Origin of the sequence: Muricoccus vinaceus (genome assembly GCF_042433125.1) — a bacterium.
Taxonomy (GTDB): domain Bacteria; phylum Pseudomonadota; class Alphaproteobacteria; order Acetobacterales; family Acetobacteraceae; genus Roseomonas; species Roseomonas vinacea.
The window spans coordinates 18,362-38,938 of the sequence record NZ_JBHLVZ010000005.1 but is presented as its reverse complement, the minus strand read 5'-3'; the positions used below and the strand labels follow the sequence as shown (position 1 = coordinate 38,938).

The 20,577-nt window shown below is 73.1% G+C and carries 22 protein-coding genes; 14 read left to right on the top strand and 8 right to left on the bottom strand.

Translation table 11 applies throughout. The annotated features are described in order from the left end of the window. Positions 1 to 58: 58 nt before the first annotated feature. Both ACFFIC_RS06670 and ACFFIC_RS06665 read left to right on the top strand, forming a co-directional pair. Positions 59 to 1,117: a quinone-dependent dihydroorotate dehydrogenase gene (locus ACFFIC_RS06670; protein ID WP_377049658.1), complete on the top strand. Its 1,059-nt coding sequence runs from the start codon at positions 59 to 61 to the stop codon at positions 1,115 to 1,117. After that, the gene (locus tag ACFFIC_RS06665) at positions 1,117 to 1,974 is read left to right on the top strand and encodes a TIGR01459 family HAD-type hydrolase (RefSeq protein WP_377049387.1); all 858 of its coding nucleotides are present in this window, start codon (positions 1,117 to 1,119) and stop codon (positions 1,972 to 1,974) included. Before ACFFIC_RS06670 ends, ACFFIC_RS06665 begins: the two co-directional genes overlap by 1 nt. Positions 1,975 to 1,981: 7 nt before the next feature. On the opposite strand, the gene ACFFIC_RS06660 is transcribed toward ACFFIC_RS06665, so the two are convergent. Continuing rightward, positions 1,982 to 2,191 (bottom strand): hypothetical protein, encoded by a 210-nt coding sequence (locus ACFFIC_RS06660; RefSeq protein ID WP_377049386.1) that lies wholly within the window; start codon positions 2,189 to 2,191, stop codon positions 1,982 to 1,984. A gap of 117 nt (positions 2,192 to 2,308) precedes the next feature. On the opposite strand from ACFFIC_RS06660, the gene ACFFIC_RS06655 reads away from it, so the two are divergent. Further along, positions 2,309 to 2,656, top strand: a complete 348-nt coding sequence (locus tag ACFFIC_RS06655; protein ID WP_377049385.1) for an Hpt domain-containing protein — start codon at positions 2,309 to 2,311, stop codon at positions 2,654 to 2,656. Between the two features lie 94 nt (positions 2,657 to 2,750). Here ACFFIC_RS06655 and ACFFIC_RS06650 read toward each other — a convergent pair whose 3' ends face one another. After that, entirely contained in the window at positions 2,751 to 5,381 is a 2,631-nt protein-coding gene (locus tag ACFFIC_RS06650) for a hybrid sensor histidine kinase/response regulator (RefSeq protein WP_377049384.1), read from the bottom strand. A gap of 376 nt (positions 5,382 to 5,757) precedes the next feature. Continuing rightward, positions 5,758 to 6,450 carry a GntR family transcriptional regulator gene (locus ACFFIC_RS06645; RefSeq protein WP_377049383.1) on the bottom strand — a complete coding sequence of 231 codons (693 nt, stop codon included), beginning with the start codon at positions 6,448 to 6,450 and terminating at the stop codon, positions 5,758 to 5,760. Positions 6,451 to 6,547: 97 nt separating this feature from the next. Between ACFFIC_RS06645 and ACFFIC_RS06640 the strand changes: the two genes are divergently transcribed. From ACFFIC_RS06640 to ACFFIC_RS06625, 4 genes are all read left to right on the top strand, one after another. Then, complete coding sequence (locus ACFFIC_RS06640) at positions 6,548 to 7,768, top strand: CaiB/BaiF CoA transferase family protein (RefSeq protein WP_377049382.1); 1,221 nt, start codon at positions 6,548 to 6,550, stop codon at positions 7,766 to 7,768. Between the two features lie 8 nt (positions 7,769 to 7,776). After that, positions 7,777 to 8,592 carry an enoyl-CoA hydratase gene (locus tag ACFFIC_RS06635; protein ID WP_377049381.1) on the top strand — a complete coding sequence of 272 codons (816 nt, stop codon included), beginning with the start codon at positions 7,777 to 7,779 and terminating at the stop codon, positions 8,590 to 8,592. A 78-nt stretch (positions 8,593 to 8,670) separates the two neighbouring features. Next, on the top strand, positions 8,671 to 9,645 hold the full coding sequence (locus ACFFIC_RS06630; RefSeq protein ID WP_377049380.1) for a Bug family tripartite tricarboxylate transporter substrate binding protein: 975 nt from the start codon (positions 8,671 to 8,673) through the stop codon (positions 9,643 to 9,645). A 4-nt stretch (positions 9,646 to 9,649) separates the two neighbouring features. Next, positions 9,650 to 10,432: an SDR family oxidoreductase gene (locus ACFFIC_RS06625; RefSeq protein ID WP_377049379.1), complete on the top strand. Its 783-nt coding sequence runs from the start codon at positions 9,650 to 9,652 to the stop codon at positions 10,430 to 10,432. Between the two features lie 3 nt (positions 10,433 to 10,435). Here the strand turns inward: ACFFIC_RS06625 and ACFFIC_RS06620 are convergent, their stop codons facing one another. After that, positions 10,436 to 11,155, bottom strand: coding sequence for a M48 family metallopeptidase (locus tag ACFFIC_RS06620; protein WP_377049378.1), 720 nt, complete (start codon positions 11,153 to 11,155; stop codon positions 10,436 to 10,438). Between the two features lie 102 nt (positions 11,156 to 11,257). On the opposite strand from ACFFIC_RS06620, the gene ACFFIC_RS06615 reads away from it, so the two are divergent. Then, positions 11,258 to 12,361 (top strand): acyltransferase family protein, encoded by a 1,104-nt coding sequence (locus ACFFIC_RS06615; RefSeq protein ID WP_377049377.1) that lies wholly within the window; start codon positions 11,258 to 11,260, stop codon positions 12,359 to 12,361. Here ACFFIC_RS06615 and ACFFIC_RS06610 read toward each other — a convergent pair. From ACFFIC_RS06610 to ACFFIC_RS06600, 3 genes are read right to left on the bottom strand one after another with little or no spacing between them, the layout of a single operon-like run. After that, entirely contained in the window at positions 12,342 to 12,656 is a 315-nt protein-coding gene (locus tag ACFFIC_RS06610; protein WP_377049376.1) for a cupin domain-containing protein, read from the bottom strand. The two genes, ACFFIC_RS06615 and ACFFIC_RS06610, sit on opposite strands and share 20 nt — an antisense overlap. Before the next feature lie 5 nt (positions 12,657 to 12,661). Then, the gene (locus ACFFIC_RS06605) at positions 12,662 to 13,609 is read right to left on the bottom strand and encodes a dihydrodipicolinate synthase family protein (protein ID WP_377049375.1); all 948 of its coding nucleotides are present in this window, start codon (positions 13,607 to 13,609) and stop codon (positions 12,662 to 12,664) included. Next, positions 13,606 to 14,118: a YcgN family cysteine cluster protein gene (locus tag ACFFIC_RS06600; RefSeq protein ID WP_377049374.1), complete on the bottom strand. Its 513-nt coding sequence runs from the start codon at positions 14,116 to 14,118 to the stop codon at positions 13,606 to 13,608. Before ACFFIC_RS06600 ends, ACFFIC_RS06605 begins: the two co-directional genes overlap by 4 nt. Positions 14,119 to 14,190: 72 nt before the next feature. On the opposite strand from ACFFIC_RS06600, the gene ACFFIC_RS06595 reads away from it, so the two are divergent. Together ACFFIC_RS06595 and ACFFIC_RS06590 are read left to right on the top strand one after the other, a co-directional pair. Then, positions 14,191 to 14,664, top strand: coding sequence for an MmcB family DNA repair protein (locus ACFFIC_RS06595; protein ID WP_377049373.1), 474 nt, complete (start codon positions 14,191 to 14,193; stop codon positions 14,662 to 14,664). A gap of 100 nt (positions 14,665 to 14,764) precedes the next feature. Further along, entirely contained in the window at positions 14,765 to 15,364 is a 600-nt protein-coding gene (locus ACFFIC_RS06590) for a DUF4142 domain-containing protein (protein WP_377049372.1), read from the top strand. A 53-nt stretch (positions 15,365 to 15,417) separates the two neighbouring features. On the opposite strand, the gene ACFFIC_RS06585 is transcribed toward ACFFIC_RS06590, so the two are convergent. Beyond that, complete coding sequence (locus tag ACFFIC_RS06585; protein ID WP_377049371.1) at positions 15,418 to 16,863, bottom strand: PfkB family carbohydrate kinase; 1,446 nt, start codon at positions 16,861 to 16,863, stop codon at positions 15,418 to 15,420. Between the two features lie 128 nt (positions 16,864 to 16,991). On the opposite strand from ACFFIC_RS06585, the gene ACFFIC_RS06580 reads away from it, so the two are divergent. Genes ACFFIC_RS06580 through ACFFIC_RS06565 form a run of 4 tightly spaced genes read left to right on the top strand, consistent with a single transcriptional unit; the run spans position 16,992 to position 20,534 of the window. After that, complete coding sequence (locus ACFFIC_RS06580) at positions 16,992 to 17,900, top strand: hypothetical protein (RefSeq protein ID WP_377049370.1); 909 nt, start codon at positions 16,992 to 16,994, stop codon at positions 17,898 to 17,900. Continuing rightward, positions 17,897 to 19,075: a hypothetical protein gene (locus ACFFIC_RS06575; RefSeq protein ID WP_377049369.1), complete on the top strand. Its 1,179-nt coding sequence runs from the start codon at positions 17,897 to 17,899 to the stop codon at positions 19,073 to 19,075. The genes ACFFIC_RS06580 and ACFFIC_RS06575 overlap by 4 nt, the downstream gene beginning before the upstream one ends. A gap of 44 nt (positions 19,076 to 19,119) precedes the next feature. Further along, the gene (locus ACFFIC_RS06570) at positions 19,120 to 19,875 is read left to right on the top strand and encodes an ABC transporter ATP-binding protein (protein ID WP_377049368.1); all 756 of its coding nucleotides are present in this window, start codon (positions 19,120 to 19,122) and stop codon (positions 19,873 to 19,875) included. 8 nt (positions 19,876 to 19,883) lie between these two features. Beyond that, positions 19,884 to 20,534, top strand: coding sequence for a GntR family transcriptional regulator (locus tag ACFFIC_RS06565; protein WP_377049367.1), 651 nt, complete (start codon positions 19,884 to 19,886; stop codon positions 20,532 to 20,534). Positions 20,535 to 20,577 lie beyond the last annotated feature (43 nt).

Sequence of the window (20,577 nt, the reverse complement as noted above, 5' to 3'; positions counted from 1 at the left end):
CCCGGCGTTGCCGTCACCCCTGGCCTCGCGCGCTGCGCTGCGGCACAAGCTATTCCCGATGTGCCCCGCCCTCGCCTCCGCCCTGCTGCCGCTCGTCCGGGGCCTGGACCCGGAAGGGGCGCATGAGTTCTCCCTCCGTGCCCTGAACTGGGGCCTGGCCGGGCGCGACCGCAAGCCGGACGATCCCATCCTGGCGGTGCGCGCGATGGGGCTGGATTTCCGCAATCCCCTCGGCCTCGCCGCCGGCTTCGACAAGAACGCCGTCGCGGTGCTGCCCCTGATGCGCCTGGGCTTCGGCTTTGTGGAGGCCGGAACGGCCACCCCCCGCCCACAGCAGGGCAACCCCCGACCCCGCGTGTTCCGGCTGGAGGAGGACCGCGCGGTGATCAACCGCCTGGGCTTCAACAACGCCGGGCTGGACGCCTATGCCGCCAACCTCGAGGCCCTTCCGCGCCCGCTGCCCGCGGTGCTCGGCGCCAATGTCGGCATCAACAAGGACAGCACCACGCCGGAGCGGGACTACCCCGCGCTCTATCTCCGCGTCGCGCCGCTGGTGGACTACGTCACCGTCAACGTGTCCTCTCCCAACACGCCGGGCCTGCGCGACCTCCAGGGCGAGGCGCGGCTGGCCGCCATCCTGGATGCCGTGCTCGCTGCCCGCGCGGAGCTGCCCCGCCGCCCGCCCGTGCTGGTGAAGATCGCCCCCGACCTGAGCGAGGCCGCGGTGGAGGCCATCGTGGAAACCTGCCTCAACCGCGACGTGGCCGGGCTGATCGTCTCCAACACCACCATCGCCCGGCCGGACACCCTGCGCTCCACCCAGAAGCGCGAGGCGGGAGGGCTGTCCGGGCGGCCGTTGTTCCAGGTCTCCACGGAACTCCTGCGGCGCGTGCACCGCCTGTCCCGCGGGCGGCTGACCCTGATCGGCGCCGGCGGCGTGGAGAGCGGCGAAACCGCCTACGCCAAGATCAAGGCCGGCGCCTCCCTGGTGCAGACCTATGCCGGCTTCGCCTATGCCGGCCCCGCCATGATCCCGCGCCTCAAGCGCGACCTTGCAGCCCTTCTCCGCCGCGACGGCGTCGCAAGCCTCGCGGACGCGATCGGAGCCGAAGCCTGATGCGCATCCTCGACGGCGTGGCCGAACTCGCCACCCGCTACCGCGGCTTCGTGCTGGACCTCTGGGGCGTGGTGCATGACGGCCAGGCCGCCTTCCCGGGCGTGGCGGACGCCCTGGCCCGCCTGCGCGACGCCGGCGCGCGCGTGGTGTTCCTGTCCAACGCGCCCCGCCGCTCCCACGTGGTGGAAGCGCAGCTCACCGGGTTCGGGATCGAGCGCGGGCTGTATCATGCGGCCATGACGAGCGGCGAGGTCACCTGGCGCCTGCTGCGCGACCGCACCCATCCCTTCGTGCGCGACCTCGGCCCCCGCGCCCTGCACATCGGCGCCACGCGCGACCATTCCGTGGTGGAGGGGTTGGGCATCACCCTGACCGACCGCGCGGAGGAAGCGGACTGGCTCCTCAACACCGGCCCGGACCCCGAGCGCGGCGGCCAGTCGGTGGAGCCCTACGAACCCGTGCTGCAGGCGGCGCTCGCCCGCAGGCTCCCCATGCTCTGCGTCAACCCGGACCGCCTGGTGGTGGTCGGCGGGCGGCTGATCATCTGCGCCGGCGCCCTGTCCGAGCGCTACGCGGCGCTGGGCGGCGCGACCCTCGAGATCGGCAAGCCCGATCCCGCCACCTATGAGCCCGTGATGGCCCTCATGGACCTGCCGCGGGACCAGGTGCTGGCGATCGGCGACAGCCCGCACACCGACCTTGCGGGCGCGCAGGCCGCGGGGCTGGACGCGGTCTGGGCGCTGGGCGGCCTGGCGGCGGAGGAAGGCCTGGCCAATGCCGACTCCGAGACCCTCGCGGCGCGCGCGGCGGCGGAAGGGGTTTCCCCCATCGCCGCGCTTCGCGGCCTGCGCTGGTAGGGCGGCCTCAGCGCCGGCCCGGCTCCACGCGGTCACCCACCCAGTTCCCGGCGCGGTCCAGCGCCCCGCCGGTTTCGCGTGCCGCGGTGCCCAGCGCGCCGCCCGTGCGGCCGGCCGCACGGTCGAGCGACCGGCCGGCCCGCTCGGCCGGTCCGGGCTCGGCGCAGGCGGCCAGTGCCAGCAGCGCGAACAGGGCAGGGAAGAAGGTGCGGTGCATCGGCCTGCTCCTTGTCGCAAAAGGGAAATGCAGGATGGCGCGGTGCCCGGTGTGCCGCCAGTCCCCAACCTCCGCCTTCGCGTTGACCCATCCGGGCCGCGACGCTAGTTCTGTTACGTGAGTGCTATCGATCCGGATGTCGCGGCCCAGTTGGCGATGGAACTGCCCCGCGACGTGTTCATCAGCATCGTCCGCGGCTTCGAGCAGGACCTCGCCCGCCTGGTGGGCCAGATGATCGATGCCGCGCGCGCCAACGATGCCGAGGATTACCGCCGTGCCGCCCATGGCCTGGCCGGGGCCGCCGGCTCCATCGGCGCACGCCCGCTGGAGAGCCTGGCGCGGCAGGCCATGCGCCGGGATGACCGCACGCCCGCGCAGCAGATGATCCTGCGCATCGGGGATGAGGCGAGGGCTGCCCTGGCAGAACTGGCCGCCCTGGCCGGGGAAAGCGGCCCCACCGCCTGAACCGGGCGGGGGCGCCGCCCTGCTCCGGGCCCGTGCCCGATCCGCATGATCCGCATGATTCGCGCGTTCGCCCGTGCCGGCCTCCGGTCGCGCGCTATCCCGCTGCCGCCACGCCCAGGGCAGGAGCCAGGCCGATGGCATGGCCCAGCTGGTCGCGCTGCACCGGCTTGGACAGGTAGTCGTCCATTCCGGCTTCCCGGCACTGCCGCTCGAACTCCGTGCCCACGGCGGCGGTGAGGCCGATGATGCGGGTCTCGCGGTTCAGCCCGGCATGGCGGATGGAGCGGGTGGCCTCCAGCCCGTCCATGACGGGCATCTGCAGATCCATGAGGATCGCGTCGAACACCGCCGCGCGGCAGTGCTCCACCGCCTCCTGGCCGTTGTCCGCGATGGTCACCTCCGCCCCCAGCCGGGCGAGAAGGGCACGCATGAGGAGCTGGTTGGTGGCGTTGTCCTCCACCAGGAGGATGCGCCGACCCTGGCCATGGGCCGGCGCGGGAAGGACGCGGGAAGGCCGCGCCTCGGCGGCAGGCGGGGAGGCGGGCGACGGGACCAGCGCCTGGCCCAGCGCCTCCCGCAGGCGGCCCGGCAGGGCGGGCTTGAGCAGCATGGCGTCGATCAGCCCGGGCGGCAGGTTCTGGCCGGACATCTGCTGCGCCTCCACCCCGAAGGAGCAGAGGATCAGCGCGGGGTTGCCCAGCGATCGCGCTTCCGCCCGGATGCGTCCGGCCAGCTCCAGCCCTCCCATCCCCGGCATGGTTCCGTCCAGGAACACCGCGTGAAAGGGGGTGCCGCGCCGCGCGGCCAGCCGCAGCAGGTTCAGCCCGGCCTCGGCGCACTCGGCCGCCAGCGCGCCGGCACCTGCCGCGCTGAGCTGGCGCACCATCGCCTCCCGGTTCAGCAGCAGGTCGTCCACCACCAGGATCCGGCGGCCGGCCAGTGGCGGGGGCGCGGGCCTCGGCGCGGGCAACGCCCCCACCTCGATCCAGAAGCGGAAGACGCTGCCGCCACCCCGGCGCGGCGTCGCCTCGACGCCGCCTCCCATCTGCTCGGCCAGCTTGCGGCAGATCGCGAGGCCCAGGCCCGTGCCGCCGTACTTGCGGCTGATCGAGGCGTCGGCCTGGGTGAAGCGCTCGAACAGCATGGGCACCTTGGCGGCGTCCACGCCGATCCCGGTATCGGCCACCGAGCAGGTCAGCCGCAGCAGCCCGTCCTCCTCCTCGACCGGGGCGGCGGCGAGGGACACCTCGATCCACCCGGCCTCGGTGAACTTGATGGCATTGCCGACCAGGTTGAACAGGATCTGGCGGAACCGCCCGGGGTCGCCCAGCACCTGGCGCGGCAGGTCCGGCGGCAGGGAGGCCACCATCTCCACGCCCTTGGAGGCGGCGCGATCCGCGAAAAGCTCCACGATGGTGGAGATCTCGTTCTCCAGCGTGAAGGCGATCCGTTCGTGCTCGATCATCCCCGCCTCCAGCTTCGAGAAGTCCAGGATGTCGTTCAGCACCATCAGCAGGTGCTCCGCGCTGCCCTGGATGGTCTCCGCGTAGCGGCGCTGGATGGTGTCGAGGTTGGAATCCAGAAGCAGGCCGGTCATGCCGATCACGCCGTTCATGGGCGTGCGGATCTCGTGGCTCATCGCGGCCAGGAACTCCTCCTTGGCCCGCGTCGCGGCGCGTGCCTCGCGCTCGCTCTCGCTCAGCGCATCGCCCTGCGCCTTGAGCGCCGCCGCCTGGCGCGACATCAGCCAGAGGGCCACGAGCATGATCGCGGCGATGGCGATGCCACCACCGATCAGCAGCGCGCCCAGCCGCTCCACCCCCTCGAAGGCCGCCGCCCGCCGGCGCGCGGCCTCGATCACCATGGTGCCGCCGCGCAGCGTGGAGAAGGAGGCGAAGACGTCCTGACCGTCCTGGTCGATGCCGGAGAAGGTTCCGCTGTCGCGCCGCGGCAGGAAGTCGCGGAACAGCCACGCGCTGCCGTTCGCCTCCCCCACGCCGTCCACCCGCCCGTCCGAGCGGGCGAGCAGCACCCCGTTCAGGGAGTGGATGCGGACGGTGACGCCGAAGGCCTCGGCGTGGCGCCGCCCGACGGAGATGAGGTAGTCCGGGTTGAGCAGCGCCACGGCCGCCCCGTTGAACTCCCCGCGCGCGTTGCGCAGCCCGCGGACGAGCGGGATGGACCAGATCCCCGCCGCCTGGATCGCCCGCGCCTGAAGCGCGGCCGAGCCGCCCAGGAAGCGCCCGGCCTCGGGCGATCCCAGACGCAGCGACGCGCCGCCCATGCGCAGCACCCGGAACCATTCCCGGTCGGCGACGGAGGCACCGCGCAGGTTCTCCACCGTCGATGCCGTGACCTGCCCGCTGCCGTCCACGATCAGAACGGCCCGAAGCTGCGGCACGTCCCGGATCCGCCCGGCCAGGGCGCGTGCCGTGGCCGCGGGGTCGGAATCCGTGCTGCGCTCGGCCATGTCCAGCAGCACGAAGTCCACGGTCTGGATGGCGCGGGCCAGCTGGTCCGCCATGGCGGCGGTGACGCCCATGGTCAGGCGCTCCGCTTCGTTCGCGGCCTCCCGCTGGCCGCGGTCGAAAAGGATGAGATAGACAGCCGCGAAGCAGATCCCGACCACCATGACCGTGGCCCCGAACAGGCGCCACGGGCGCGGGGTGCCCGGCCTGGACAGGCCAAGCTTCAGGACCCGGCCAAGGGAGAGCGCGTTTCTCATGCGTTGTGCCGCCGCGGCCATCATTGCAGGCCTTCTCGCGCATTGCGAGGGCGGCGGAGCCGCAGCCAGTGCCGCTCGGCGCCCCGCGGCGCCCGATGACCCTGAAATCGAAACGGAACGCGCGGCTGCCTTCCGTCTGGCCCTGATCCGCCCCCGCCCGGAGCTTTTGCTCCGCGCCCTGTCCGAGATCTCCGCCCTGTTCTGGCGCAACGCCCGCACCGGGAGCTGGAGGGGCTGGGTGCCGACCTGGCCCGCCTCTCCGCCGCGCAACCGGCCGTCACGGAAGCGGGGGCGCCGGGGTGGCCGGCTCACTCCGCCTTGCTGCTCGCCGGCGGCCCGACGGGGTTTGCGGATCGGGCTGGTGAACTGATTCCGCTCAGCCCTGGCCGAGGGATTCCAGCCAGCGCCGCTTGCCGCCTTCGGCCACATGCGCCTCGCCCAGAGCGCGGGCGCGGGGGGCATCGCCGGCGGCCACGGCATCCAGCATCGCCGCGTGTTCGGCGTTGCTCTGCCGCATGCGGTCCGGGTGGGCCAGCGATTGCTGGCGCGCTAGGTGGCTTTCCTTGATCAGGGAGTCGTAGAGCCCCGAGGCGCGGCGATGCCCGGCCGCGCGGTGCAGCGCCTCGTGGAAGCCGAGGTTGCGGGCGTAGTAGCCCGGGGCGTCCCCCGACTTCGCCATGCGCTCCATGGCCTCCACCTGCGCGCGAAGCTCCTCCAGCGTGCCCGGCGGCAGCGCGCGGCGGGCCATGCGCTCGGCGATGCGGGCCAGGATGAAGCCCTGCAACAGGGCCCGCATGTCGTACAGCTCCGCCATCTCGGCGGGCTCCAGCCGGCGCACGCTCATGCCCTGCCCGGCGGGGCCGGCCGTGACCAGCCCGTCCCGCTCCAGCCCCCGCAGCGCCTCGCGCAGCGGCCCGCGCGAAAGGCCGAGGCGTGCGGCCAGCGCCACCTCGTTGAGCCGCGTGCCGGGGGCGATCTCGCCCGACAGGATCAGCTGCTCAACCGCCGCCCGCGCGCGCTCGGACAAGGTGGCGGCCAGGGGGGGCGCAGCCGGGGGGAGGGTGTCCATGCCACCAAGGGCATCACGGCGCCGCGTGGCCTGTCAACAGCCTGTTGACAGGTGGGCGGCGCGCCCTCAGCCTGCGCGCCAGTCAGGAGGAGATGCCATGCTCGATGCCCCGAACCCGGCCGCCGCGAGCGGTGCGGATGCCACAGCCGGCGCGCTCTCCCGCTTCACCGTGCTCGACCTCACCCGCGTGCGCTCCGGCCCCACCTGCGTGCGGCAGCTGGCGGACTGGGGAGCCAAGGTCATCAAGATCGAGATGCCCGAGGGGCTGGACCAGGGCGACCCCATGGGCGGCCCCCGCGGCGGCCCGGACTTCCAGAACCTTCACCGCAACAAGCGCGGCCTGACGCTGAACCTGAAGTCGCCCGAGGGCGTCGCCATCCTCAAGCGCCTCGTGCGCGAGGCCGACGTGGTGGTGGAGAACTTCCGCCCGGACGTGAAGGACCGGCTGGGCATCGGCTACAAGGAACTCTCGGCCGAGAACCCGCGCCTGGTCTACGCCTCCATCTCCGGCTTCGGGCAGGACGGCCCCTATGCCGGCCGCCCCGGCTTCGACCAGATCGCGCAGGGCATGGGCGGGCTGATGTCCATCACCGGCCTGCCCGGCCAGGGCCCCGTGCGCGTCGGCATTCCCATCGCCGACCTCTGCGCCGGCCTCTTCGCGGCCCAGGGCATCATGGTCGCGCTGCTGGAGCGCGAGGTGTCCGGCAAGGGCCAGTGGGTGCAGACCTCGCTGCTCCAGGCCCAGGCCTTCATGCTCGACTTCCAGGCCGCGCGCTGGCTCCAGGCCGGCGAGGTGCCGAAGCAGGCCGGCAACAACCACCCGACGAGCATTCCGACCGGCGTGTTCAAGACCAGCGACGGCCACATCAACATCGCCGCCACCGGCAACGCCATCTGGAAGCGCTTCGCGGTCGCCGCCGGCGCGCCGGAATGGCTGGAGGACCCGCGCTTCAAGGATGCGGGCTCGCGCTCCGACAACCGCGACGCGCTGAACGCCTTGATCGACGAGAAGATCGCCGGGCGCACGAGCGAGGAATGGGTGACGGCCCTGAACGAGGCCGGCGTGCCCGCCGGGCCGATCTATTCCATCGACCAGATGTTCGCGGACCCGCAGGTGAAGCACCTGGGAATCGCGGCCACGCTGGACGACGGCACACGGGCGCAGACCTATGTGGCGCAGCCCATCGGACTGTCGCGCACGCCCGCGCGCATCAACACCCACCCGCCCGCCATCGGCGAGCATTCCGCCGCCGTGCTCCGCGAGGCCGGCTACACCGACGACGAGATCGCGGACCTCAAAACCCGCCAGGTGATCTAGGACCCATCATGCCCGACGCGCTTCCCCCGCCGAACCCGGCTCTCGGCACCGACAAGATGCTTTCCCGCAAGGAGGGCGGCGTCGGCTGGATGATCTTCAACAACCCCGAGCGCCACAACGCCGTCTCCATGGAGATGTGGGAGGCGGCGGAGAAGATCCTGGCCGATTTCGCGGCCGATCCGGCCGTCCGCGTGGTCGTGGTCACGGGCGCGGGCGGCAAGGCCTTCGTGTCCGGTGCGGACATCTCCAAGTTCGAGAGCGAGCGCTCCTCCAAGGAGGCGGTGGACGCGTATCAGGTGCAGACCGCGAAGGTTTATGACGCGCTGGCGGACTTCTCGAAGCCCACCATCGCCGCCATCCGCGGGCACTGCATCGGCGGCGGTTCCGCGCTGGCCGTGTGCTGCGACATGCGTATCTGCACGGAGAAGTCCTCCTTCGGCATTCCCGCCGCCAAGCTCGGCCTGGGCTATCCGCTGAAGGGCATCCGCCGGCTGGTGGAGATCGTCGGGCCTTCCTTCGCCAAGGAGCTGTTCTTCACCGCCAAGCGCTTCTCCGCCGAGGACGCGCGCGTGATGGGGCTGGTGAACCGCGTGGTGGCCGACGACGCGCTGGAGGCGACCATCGAGGACTACGCCGGCACGATCGCCGGCAACGCGCCGCTGACGGTGGATTCCGTGAAAGCCATCGTGCGCGAGGCGCTGAAGCCCCAGCCCGACGAGGCCCTCTGCGCGCGCCTCGTGGCGGAGTGCTTCGCCAGCGAGGACTACATCGAGGGCCGCCGCGCCTTCATGGAGAAGCGCCCGCCACAGTTCCAGGGACGCTGAATCCAGCGCCGCTGACACGGGCGCCCGGCAAGCCCCGCGCGAGATGGGGCCGGGCGCACCGATGAAGGGAGAGATACGATGATGCGACGCCGCAGCCTGCTCGGCGCCGGGGGCCTCGCCCTCGCGCTGCCCGCGCTCCAACTCCGCGCGCAGGAGGGATGGCCGAGCAAGCCCATCCGCATCGTCGTCGGCTTCGCGGCCGGCGGCGCCACGGACATCAGCACCCGCGTGATGCAGCCCAAGCTCTCCGCCCTGCTCGGCGTGCCCGTGGTGATCGAGAACCGTCCGGGCGCGGGCGGCAACCTCGCGACCGAGGTGGTGGTGCGCGCCCCCGCCGATGGCAGCACCTTCCTGATGGGAACCATCGGCGCGCTGTCCATCAACACCAGCCTCTACGCCAGCCTTCCCTTCGACCCGCAGGCGGACCTCACCCCCGTCTGCATGGCCGGCAACGTGCTGAACGTGCTCGTCGTGCCCGCCGAACGCCCGTGGAAGAGCGTGGCGGAACTGATCGCGGCGGCGAAGGCCGCGCCGGACACCATCACCTACGGCTCCTCCGGCGTGGGCGGGGCCGGGCATCTGGCGGGCGCGCTGCTCGACCGCATGGCCGGGGTGAAGACCGTGCACGTCCCCTATCGTGGCGGCGGTCCGATGATCACAGACCTGATCGGCGCCAAGATCGACTATGCCTTCTCGACCGCGCCCACGGCCCTGCCGCACGTGCAGTCCGGGCGGCTGCGCATGCTGGCGGTGCCGACGCTCAAGCGCGTCCGCTCCATGCCAGGCACGCCGGCGCTGGCCGAGACGCTGCCGGGCTACGAGGTGCAGAACTGGTACGCCCTCGTCGGCCCCAAGGGACTGCCGCCGGCGATCGTCGCCCGCATGAACGCGGCGATGCGGGAGGCGCTGGACGATCCCGCCGTGTCCTCCTCCCTGGAAGGGCAGGGGGTGGAGCCGATCCCGACCTCACCGGAGGAACTCGGCCGCTTCATCCGGCAGGAAGCGGAGAAATGGGCGCCGATCGTGCGCGAAACCGGCGCGAGGGTGGAGTAGCGGCATGGACCTTGGGATGCACGGCCGCCGGGCGCTGGTGATCGGCGGTTCCTCCGGCATCGGGCTGGCCACCGCAGGGCTGCTCCTGCGGGAGGGCGCGTCCGTGCTCATCGCCGGGCGCGATGCGGCACGGCTGGATACGGCGTCGGAGACATTGCGGGCGCAAGCGGGCACGGCGCCCGAGGCCATCCTCTGCGACCAGTCCGACCCGGCGAGCCTTGCGGCCCTCGTGGCGCATCTGGGGGGCGAACCGCTGCACGCCCTGGTCTGCGCCGCCGGCGGCAGCCGTCGCAGCGCCTTCGAGGATCTCTCCGACGAGGCCTGGCTGGAGAACTACGAGTTCAACATCCTCGGCACCGTGCGCGCGGTCAGGGCCTTCCTGCCGGCGCTTCGGCGGGCGGGGGATGGGCGGGTGGTGCTGCTGGGCGCCGTTTCCGCCCGCCAGCCCACGGCGCATCAGGTGGTGTCCAACGTCCACAAGGCCGGGGTGCTGGCCCTGGCCAAGACGCTGGCGATCGAGCTGGCGCCGGACGGGATCGCGGTGAACAGCGTTTCCCCCGGCCGCGCGCTGACGCCGCTCTGGCAGAACCGCGCGGCGCAGATGTCGAGGGACGAGGGAATCCCGGAGGCCGAGGTTCTCGCCCGCGCCTCGGCCGACATCCCCATGCGCCGCTTCGGCACCGCGGAGGAGGTGGCCGCCATGGTCGCCTTCCTGGCCGCCCCCGTCGCCGCCTATGTCACGGGGCAGGGGGTCGCGGTGGACGGCGGCTGGCAGCGGGGGGTGTGAGCCTCACCCCACCCGCAGCAGGGTGGGCCCGTTCCGCCTGAGCCAGTCCTGCGCCGCCTCCCGGTGCGGCGTCAGCCGCGCCACATGGGCCCAGAAGCGGTCGGAGTGGTTGAGTTCGCGCAGGTGGCCGACCTCATGCGCGACCACGTAGTCCAGCACCCAGTCCGGCGCCATCACCAGCCGCCATGAGAAGGCCAGGGTGCCGTCCGGCGCGCAGCTTCCCCAGCGGGACCGCGTGTCCTTCAGCACGATGCGCCGGATCTTCACCCCCAGCGCGGCGGCGTGCCCCGCCGCCAGCACCGCGATGCGGCGCTTGGCCTCGCCCTTCAGGAAATCCGCCACGCGGCGCGTGAGAAAGGCCTTGTCCCCGGCCACCACGATCTCCCCGTTCCAGAGGATCGCGGGACCCCGCGCCGACGGGTCGTGGCGGATGGCATGCGGCACGCCGCCGAGCGGCACGGCCTGCCCCTCCGCCAGCGGCACGGCCGGGGCCAGGCTGCCCAGGCGCTCCTTCACCCAGGCGGCATGGGTGTTCAGCAGCGCCATGCCGGCCCTCCGGCCGGAGCGCGGCGGCAGGGTCACCACCACCTCACCCGCGCGTGGGTCGATCCGCAGCGAGACGCGGCGAGCCCGCGCCGAGCGGTTCCAGCGCACCGGTGTCGGCGTCGGAAGGGCCAGGGGATGGGCGCGCAGGGGAACGACCTCGGTCTCGTTATGTTCCATGGAAAGAGAATGGACCCTGGGCGGGGTCGGGTTCAACGACTTGACAGCCGCCACGAAGGGCGTGTGGTTTGCGCGGTGCGAAAAGAACGCGAAAACAGCCATTTGGCCAAAGGTTCCTCCCGCATCGCCTTTGCCCAGGCGCTGCGGGGCCTGGCCGCCCTCTCGGTGCTGCTGAGCCACTACACCCAGCACTTCTGGACCAACCGCGCCACCGCCGCCGCCTTCGTCGGCGCCCCCATCTGGGAGGGGCCCTCGCCCTCCGTGCTGGCGGTGCATGGCTGGCTGCCGCAGGGCTTCGCCGGGCATTTCGGGGTCGCGTTGTTCTTCCTGATCTCCGGCTTCGTGGTGCCCTTCTCCCTGGTGGGGCGGGGTAGGGCGGGCTTCGCGCTGGGGCGCGCGCTGCGGATCTGGCCGACCTATGCGCTCGGGCTGGGGGTCACCATGGCCGCCGTGTGGGCCTGCGCCCGATACTTCGGCAATCCCGCCCCCTTCGGCACGGCGCAGTGGCTGGCCCACCTGTTCTTCGTGCAGGACCTGCTGGGCCTGCCGACCATCGACGGCATCAGCTGGACGCTCGCGATCGAGGTGCGCTTCTACCTGCTCTGCCTTCTGCTCGCCCCCGCCCTGCGGGCCGGGCGCGTGCGGCCCCTGCTGGCAACCGGCTTCGCCCTGACCGGGGCCGCTGCGGTGGCGGGCGCCATTCCCTGGCCGCCGGCCATACAGGCCGCCATGGGGGAACTGGCGCTCAGCGCGCAGATGATCACCTTCATGCTGGTCGGCACCGTGTTCGGCGCCCGCCACCGGGCGACGGAAGGCGGCCCGGCGTGCCTGCGCGGCGGGACGCTGCTGCTCGCCCTTTTCGCCCTCCAATGGGCGGGGGGGATCATGGGGCAGGCGATCCTGCCGGGGCTGCTGGCCTATGGCGCCGCCCTGGCGCTCTTCGCGGCCTGCTTCGCGGCGCGCCACCGCGTCCGGCGGGTGCCGGTGCCGCTCGAGGTCCTCGCCCGGGTCAGCTACCCGCTCTACGTGGTGCACGGCGTGGCCGGCTACGCCGTGCTGCGCCTGCTGTTGGAAGCCGCTGTTCCGGCCTGGGCCGCGATCCTCGCGACGACGGCCCTGGCCTTCGCCGCCGCCTCCCTTCTGCACGTGCTGGTGGAGGTCCCGACCCAGAGGGCCGGGCACCGCGTCAGCCGGGGTGGGCCTTGAACTCGATCTCCACGAAGGAGAAGGGCTCGGTGCCGCCATTGACCACGTTGTGCTCCACCCCCGGCGGGCGGGTGTAGGACACGCCGGCCTTGATGGTGGCCTCGCGCGTGGCGCCGCCGGGTTCCTCCAGCGTCATGGTCCCATCCGTCACGGGCACCACGAGATAGGCCCAGCCGTGCCGGTGCCATCCGGTTTCCGCGCCGGGCGGGAAGTCCCATCGCGTGACGCGGGACGTCTCGTCGTCCGCCTGCACCGTGGCGGTGGCGGGGATGCGGCAGCGCAGGGTCTCGCTCATGCCGCTCATTCCGCCGCCAGCGACATGCCGTATTCCTCCAGCCCCGGCAGCGGCAGGGCGCCCGTGCCCTGCCAGGCGGCCCAGACGGCATCCGCCTGCGCCGGGGAAAGGCGGGTGTGCGGCGGGCGGATGTGGCGCCAGCCCTCGTCGCCCGTGCTGCGCGCCAGCACCTCCCGCAGGCCGGGGATCAGGGGCGCCGAACCGGCGGCGGCGCGGCAGGCATCCACCACCCGCTGCGCCGCGTCCGCCTCCGGCCCGCTGCGCTGGGTGAACACCACCTGGGAGAAGCGGGCGCAGATGTTGCTGGCCGCGGTGATGCAGCCGGCGGCGCCGATCGCCAGCATGCGCTGCAACAGGTTGTCGGCGCCCGGATAAACCTCGAAGCCACGGCTGGCGAAGGCCTTGATGAAGCCCTCGGCCTGGGCCGGGTCGCCCGTGCTGTCCTTCACGCCCCGCACGACCCCGGGGAAGGCCTCGATCAGCCGTCCGATCAGCTCCACCGTCAGCGGCACGGCCGACTGCGCCGGGAAGTGGTAGAGATAGAAGGCCAGCCCGCTGCCCGTCCGCTCGATCACCTCCGAGAAGTAGGCGTAGAGCCCCTCCCCGCTCGGGTTCTTGTAGTAGAAGGGCGGCAGGACCAGCACGCCCGGGCAGCCCAGGTCGCGCGCGTGGCGGGACAGCTCCACGGTGTCGGTGATGTTGGGAACCCCGGTGCCGGGCATCAGCCGGGTCACGGGCACGTCGTTCTGAACCAGGGATTCCAGGATCTCCCGGCGCTCGCGCAACCCGAAGGAAGCGGCCTCCCCGGTGGTGCCGAGCACGCCCAGGCCGTCGCATCCATTGGCCAGCAGCCACTTGGCATGGGCGGCGGTGCGGACATGGTCGGGCGCGAGATCGGCTCCCACCGCCGTGATCAGGGCGGCATTCACGCCGCCATAGAGCGCTTGGGTCATCCCGTCTTCCTTTGCCTGCTCTGCCTGGCAGCTTCCGCCGCCCTGGGTGCGCCGCGCTTGGCAGGCCAGCGGCCAGGCCAGGCGACCACGTGATCTTCCAGCGGCCCGGCATCCCGCTCCGTCACGGCGCGTCCGCGGACGGAGATGCCGGCGCGGTGAACGCTTTCGGGATCCCCCGACACCAGCGGGTGCCACTCGGGCAGCTCCTGCCCGCGGGCGAGGAGGTGATAGGCGCAGGTCGGCGGAAGCCAGTCCAACGCGGGCACCATCTTCGCCTTGAGCTGCACGCAGTCCGGCACATGGGCGCGGCGGTTGGCGTAGTCGCGGCAGCCGCAGCCCTGCGTATCCAGCATGCGGCAGGCGACGTTGGTGAAGTGGACCTCCTCCGTGTCCGCGTCGCGGATTTTGTGGAGGCAGCAGCGGCCGCAGCCGTCGCAGAGGGATTCCCACTCCGCCCGGGTCATGGCGGAGAGCGACTTCCGCTTCCAGAAGGGGAGGTTATCGGGCACGCCCCTCCCTACACCCGGCAGGGGGCGCAGGTGAAGCTTGACCTCCCTCACGTCTGGGGGTGAATCCGGCCCATGCCGCTGGACCTGACCATTCCCGAGCGCACGGCCTCCACCTGCCGCGCCGCCATGCGCTTCTGTGCCCGCCACCGCTGGGCCCCCCTCGCCGAGATGCCCATCCCCTGCGGGCGGCGGCTGGACATCATGGCGCTGACCCCCGAGGGCTGCCTCTTCGCCATCGAGGTGAAGTCCGGCCCGCGCGACTTCCTGTCCGACAACAAGTGGCACGAGTACCGGGCCTGGTGCGACCGGCTCTACTTCGCCGTGGATTGCGACTTCCCGCAGGAGCTGATCCCCGAGGAGATCGGCCTGATCGTGAGCGACGGCTTCGACGCCGTGATGCTGCGCGACACCGAGCACCGGCCCTTGGCCGGGGCGCGGCGCAAGTCGCTGATGCACCGCTACGCCGTGCTGGCGGCGGGACGCCTGGCGGCGGCGATGGACCCCATGGGTGCGCAGGAGATGAGGGCGGCGCTGCTCTGCGAATAGCGGCAGCTATTCTGTCCAACGGAACTGCGGGACGGACCGCCCGTTCCTTCTCCGCCTCCCGTGCCACCCGCGCGGCGGCACCTTCCGGAGAACGCACGCCATGAACCGCCGCACCATCCCGCTCGCCCTCGCGGGGGCCGCCCTTCTTCCTGTCCTCGCCCCCGGCCTGGCCCAGGCCCAGGGCAACTCCCCCAGCGCCAACGTGCCCCCGGAGAACCTGGCCGCGGCCCCGCCCGAACGCCTGGCGCGCATGCTGTTCGAGGCCGGCTCCTTCTCCCATGCCACCGCCAGGATCGGGGGCGAGAAGGCCACCAACCCCGAGGTGAAGCGCTTCGCCCAGTTCGAGGTGCAGGAACAGGAGGGCGTGGCCCAGGCCATGAAGCTGGCCGGGCACGACTTTCCCATGGCCAGCCTGGGCAACGAGCGCGGCAAGATGATCGAGGCGCTGAATGCCGCAAGCGGTGCCGAGTTCGAGCGCATGTTCCTCGAGGTTCAGGAACGCGGCCATCAGGAGCTGCTGAGCCTGACCAGCGCCATCATGGAGGGCCGCGGGCCGGTCCCCGACAAGATCATGGCGACACTGTCCAACAACTCGATCAAGGAGCACCTGATCCTGATCGGCACGCTGCGCGGCCAGACGGTTCAGACCACCCAGGGCGGCGGGAACCCGCCCTCGGCCGTGCCGCCGCCCGCGCGCTAGCCCAACGCCGGAAAGGGGCTGGCCGCCGCATCCCGCGGCCGGCCAGTCCCGCTTCAGTCCTGCAGTCCCGCCACCGCAGCGTTCCCGTCGGGCAGCAGCGCCGCCAGGCGGACGGTGCCGCCCCATTCCTGGACCAGGGTGCCGCCGATCACCTCGTCCGCCCGGTAGTCGGCGCCCTTGATCAGGACGTCCGGGCGGACGGCCTCCACCAGGGCGAGCAGCGCGTCGTCGTCGAACACGGTCACGAGGTCCACGGACGGAAGGGAGGCGAGCACCGCCGCCCGCGCCGCTTCGGCCTGGACGGGGCGGGTGGAGCCCTTCAGGCGGCGCATCGCCTCGTCCGAGCGCAGCCCCACCACCAGCCGGTCGCACCAGCGCCGCGCCTGTTCCAGCATGTGCAGGTGGCCGGGGGTCAGCAGGTCGAAGGAGCCATCGGCGAAGCCGATGCGCCAGCCATGCCGGCGCCAGCGCTCCGCCTGCTCCGCCGCGCGCAGGCGGGAGACGATCTTGCGCAGGGCGCCGCCTTCCGCGCCCAGGGATTCCAGGATGTCGGCATCGCGGGCCACCGCCGTGCCCACCTTGCCCACCACCAGCCCCGCCGCGATGTTGGACAGGCGCGCGGCCACCGGAAGGGGCAGGCCCGCCGCCATGCCGGCCGCCACCAGCGCGGCCACCGTGTCGCCGGCGCCGGCCACGTCGGCCACCTCCAGCGCCTCGGCGTGGAAGTGGTGCACGGTGTCGCCGTCCAGCAGCGTCATGCCCTCCTTGCCGCGCGTCACCAGCACGGCGCCGATGCCGTGGCGGTCGCGCAGCGCGCGGGCGGCGGCCAGCAGGGCCGCCTCGCCGTCCACGGGCATGCCCGTCGCGGCGCGCAGCTCCGCCCGGTTGGGGGTGATCAGGTCGGCACCGGCATAGGCGCCGTGCTCGCCGCCATGGGGATCCACAACCACGCGGCGCCCCGCCGCGCGGGCGGCGGCGATCAGGCGCTGCGGCACGTCGCCGGCCAGCACGCCTTTCCCATAGTCGGACAGGATCATGACCTTGGTGGCCGCGATCGTGTCCTGGGCGATCCGCACCATGCGGTCCGCCAGCCGCGGGTGGATGGCCTGGGCCACCTCGTGGTCGGCGCGCATCAGGTGCTGGCCCGAGGCGATGAAGCGCGTCTTCGTGGTGGTGGCGCGCCCGCCCTGCACCAGCAGCCAGGGCTCCACCCCCGGCTGGCCGCCGATCAGCCCGGTCAGGTCCGACCCCGCCTGGTCGTCCCCCACCACCGACAGGAAAGCGACGGAGGCTCCAAGCGCGGTGAGGTTGCGCACCACGTTGCCGGCACCGCCGGGGGTCGCGACCTCGCGCTCCACGGTCAGCACGGGCACGGGGGCCTCGGGCGAGATGCGGGTGACCGTGCCATAGACGGTGCGGTCCAGCATGGCGTCGCCCACCACCAGCACCGAGGCGCGGCGAAGCGCGCGCACCGCCTCCGAGAGGTCGGCCGCGGCCATGGGGGGGATCGGGGTTTCTGGCGCGGGGCCGTTCATCCGCTTTGGGGTAGCCCGCCGCCGGGTCGGGTGGCAACCGGGCGATGCGCGTGGTGACGGCGGGTTAACCCTGGCGGCGCAAAATCAGCGCCATGATCCCCGCCCCGCACCAGGCCCGGCATGGGCCACCGCTCGCGGCGCTGCTGTTCCGCCCGGGCCCCGGCCTCGCACCGGAAGCCCACCGGGTGGCCCGCGCGCTGCTGGAGGACGCCGCGCGCAACCGCGGCGGCCGCGTTTCGGCGGCCGGGCAGGGCGCCTGGCGGCTGGAAGCCGCGCCGCCCGCCCTGGAGATGGCGCGGCGCGCGCTCTCGGCCGTGCTGAACGGGCGGGACGCCGCCCTGCTGACCGAAGCCCCGGCGACGCCGCCCGCCGCCGCCGCAAGCGCCTCCGGGCCCGAGGCCATTCTCCGCGCCCTTCCGCTGGAAGCTTTGCTGGAACGCCGGCCCATCCTCGGATTCGGCGCGGGTGGCGGCCCGCGCCCGGCGGGGCTGCGCGTCCTGCCCTCGGCATCCGCCATCGCGGCGGCCCTCGGCCCGCGCTGGGCGGGCGCCCCCTGGCAGGAGCATGCAGGCAACCTGGTGGCCCGCCGGGCACTCGGCCTGGTCCCCCCGCCGGAGGGACCGCTCCATCTCGACTTGCCGCCCGAGACCCTGCCGGACCTCGGCGCGGCACCCCTCCTGCCGGTCCTTCCGCTGCGCGCCCTGGCCCGCCCGCCCGCCGCCCTCTTTGGCGTCGACGGCCTCTCCGTCGCGGCGCTCGCCCTGCTGGACCCGGCGCAGCTGCCGGGCGCGGTGCTGCACCTCACGCTCGAACCCGGGCTGGACGCGCTGCCCGCCGGCCTGTGGCGCCTGTTGAACCCGGCGCGGGTGGTGTTGGGGGGCGTTGCGGACGCTGCGGGGCTGGAATGGGGCCTGGCGCGGGGAATCGGCCGTTTCACTGGCCCCTGGCCGGACCGCCTTCTCGCCGCGTGGTGGCGTCGGGCGGACGGGCGCGCAGGATGAGCCTCGCCCTCGATTTCCCCGCGCGTGCCAAGTGGGCCAGCCCCCTGCCGGCGGACCCGCCGCCCCTCACCGGCCCGGACGGCGGCGCGGCGGAACTGGCGGCGCTGGTGCGCCTCTGCCTCGCCTCCGGCGCGGTGCGGGACGTGCTGTGGCTCAAGCTGTCCCGCCTGCCGCGCGGCCTGGACCGCCCGCACCATCGCCGCCTGCTGCGCGAGGCCCTGGCCCTGCCCCAGCACGCCCGCCGCGCCCGCGTCTTCCACCTGCCGGACGGCGACATGGCCGTGGCCACCGCCCCGCCCGATACGCTCCGCCCGGCCGTGCTGCGCGTGCTCGACGGCGCGCTGGAGGATGGCGCCGCCGCCGAGGTGGTGCGCGGCCTGCGCCTGCCGGAAGAGTCCGGCGCGGTGTTGGCGGCGTTGGAGGAAAGCCTGGGCCTCGCCCCCGCCGCACCGCCCGCCACGCCCGCGCTGCCACCGCTGCAAGCCGAGGCGCTGGCCGCCATCCTGCCCGCGCTGATGCGCGCCGATCCCGCCCCTTATCTGCGCCGCCAGCCCGTCTGCCGCCTCTGGCCGGAAGGGGGGTCGGGGGTGGAGGCGGAGGCCATCGCCCCGATGCCCGCCGCGCTGCGGGACCGGTTGCTCCCCGGCTTCGGGCTGGAGGAAGCGCCCGCCCTGGCCGCCCGGCTCCGCCTGCTGCTGGAACAGCGGATGCTGGCGGGCATTGCCCGGCCGGAATGGCTGGCATCGCCGAAGCCGCTGCACTTGTCGCTTTCCGTCGCGGCGCTCACCTCGGAAGCCTTCCTGGCGCTGGACGGGCGTCTGCCGGGGGCGGTGCGGCCCATGCTCACGCTGTCCATCCCGGCGGCGGGCATCCTGGCGGACCCGGCGGGCTTTGCCCTGGGGCGGGACCTCGCGCTCAGCCGAGGCTACGGCCTGGCGCTGGAGGCGGGCTGCGGCGCCGCGCTGGCCCTGCTGAAACCCGCGCGGATCCGCGCGACCATGGTGCGCCTGGCCTGGAACGAAACCTTGCCCGCCGATCCCGGCGCGGTGGCGGCCCTCGATGGAATGGAGGTGGTGCTGACGGGCGCGGACCGGGCCGCCGCCATCGCCTGGGGGTGGGAGAACGGCGTCACCCTGTTCCAGGGCCGGGCCACGGACCGCCACCTGCGCCGCTGAACGCCCCTGGCGGGCCACCGCCGGGCGGCTTACTCCACTGAACCATGCGCCACGCACCCGACCCCCAGGCCCCCGCCATCGCGGCGGAGGGGCTGACCAAGCGCTACGGCGCCACCCTGGCGGTGGACGACCTGTCTTTCATCCTGCCGCGCGGCGGCACGGTGGGGCTGCTGGGCGGGAACGGCGCGGGCAAGAGCACCACCATCGCCATGCTGCTGGGCCTGCTGATCCCCACCACCGGGCGGGTCAGCCTGATGGGCCACGACATGGCGCGGAACCGCTTCGCCGCCCTCGCGCGCGCCAACTTCTCCTCCCCCTACATCGCGCTGCCCCATCGGCTGAGCGTGGGGGAGAACCTCCGGGTCTATGCCCACCTCTACGACGTGCCGGACGCGGAGCACCGGATCGCCGAACTGGCCGCGCAGCTTTCCCTGGAGGACCTGATGGACCGCCCGGCCGGGCAGCTCTCGGCCGGGCAGAAGACACGGGTGGCGCTGGCCAAGTCCCTGATCAACCGGCCGGACGTGCTGCTGCTGGACGAACCCACGGCCAGCCTGGACCCGGACACGGCGGACTGGGTGCGCTCCTGGCTGGAGCGCTACCGCGCGGAAAGCGGCTGCGCGATCCTGCTCGCCTCCCACAACATGGCGGAGGTCGAGCGGCTCTGCGGCCATGTGCTGATGCTGAAGAAGGGCCGTCTGGTGGACAGCGGCGCGCCCGCCGAGTTGCTCTCCCGCTACGGCCGGGACGACCTGGAGGAGGTCTTCCTGGACATCGCGCGCGACCGGCGGACGGGGTGAGGAACGCCATGACCGCCAAGCCCAGCCGCTCCTCCGGCTCCGAGGCCTATGACCTGCTGCTGGAGGCCATCGACAGCGGGGCGCTTCCGGCCGGCACCCGCCTGCGCGAGGCCGAGCTGGCGGAGCGCTTCCGCATCAGCCGGACCCCCGTGCGCGAAGCCCTGAAGCGGCTGGAGGCGCAGGGGCTGGTGCTGCACGAGCCGCATCACGGGGCGGTGGTGGCCAGCCTCGGCTATGCCGAGATGACCGAGCTCTACCACATGCGGGAGGTGCTTGAGGGCACCGCGGCCGGCCTGGCCGCCACCCATGCCACCGCCACCGAGGTGGAGGTGCTGCGCGAGATGGTGGAACGCGACGGCGGCCTGCTGGACGACCCGGCGGCGCTGGCCGGTACCAACCGCCTGTTCCACCGCCAGATCTGCCTGTCCGCCCGCAACGGCTTCCTCAACACCATGCTGGAGAACCTCCGGCTCTCCCTCGCCCTCCTGGCGGGCACCACCCTGGCCGTGCCGAACCGGGGGTCGGAGTCCGTGCGGGAGCACGCGGCGATCGTGGCGGCCATCGAAGCGCGGGATGCCGCGGCGGCCGAGGCGGCGGCGCGGCGGCACATCCGCAATGCCTTCAAGGTGAGGATCGGCCTCTCCAACGGACCGGGCTGAAAGGCGCCGCCGCCAGAAGGCTTGAAACCGCGGCCCGCACATC